The 560-nt window shown below is 65.9% G+C and carries 1 pseudogene; it reads left to right on the top strand.

Annotated elements, in window-relative coordinates:
- Positions 1-560 (top strand): annotated as a pseudogene (locus tag NMQ16_RS19150) (GMP synthase (glutamine-hydrolyzing)); the annotation flags it as partial.

Raw genomic sequence — 560 nt, forward strand, 5'->3', positions numbered from 1 at the left:
CTGCACGCACGGGTGATCCACGTCGATGCGTCCGACCAGTTCCTCGGTCACCTGAAGGGCGTCAGCGATCCGGAAGCCAAGCGCAAGATCATCGGCCGCGAATTCGTCGAGGTGTTCAAGGCCGAAGCGGCGAAGCTGAAGGCGGGTGCCGACGGCCACAAGGGCGCGTCCTTCCTCGCCCAGGGCACCATCTACCCGGACGTGATCGAGTCCGGCGGCGCCAAGAGCAAGAAGGCGACGGTGATCAAGTCGCACCACAACGTCGGCGGTCTGCCGGAAAAGCTCGGCCTCAAGCTGCTCGAGCCGCTGCGCGAACTGTTCAAGGACGAAGTGCGCGAGTTGGGCGTCGCCCTCGGCCTGCCGCGCGACATGGTGTATCGCCATCCTTTCCCCGGCCCGGGCCTGGGCGTGCGCATCCTCGGCGAAATCCACCGCGAGTACGCCGACCTGCTGCGCCGCGCCGACGCCATCTTCATCGAAGAACTGCGCAATACCCTCGACCCTGCCAGCGGCAAGAGTTGGTACGACCTCACCAGCCAGGCCTTTGCGGTGTTCCTGCC

The organism is Methyloversatilis sp. XJ19-49 (assembly GCF_024580145.1).
Lineage (GTDB): Bacteria > Pseudomonadota > Gammaproteobacteria > Burkholderiales > Rhodocyclaceae > Methyloversatilis.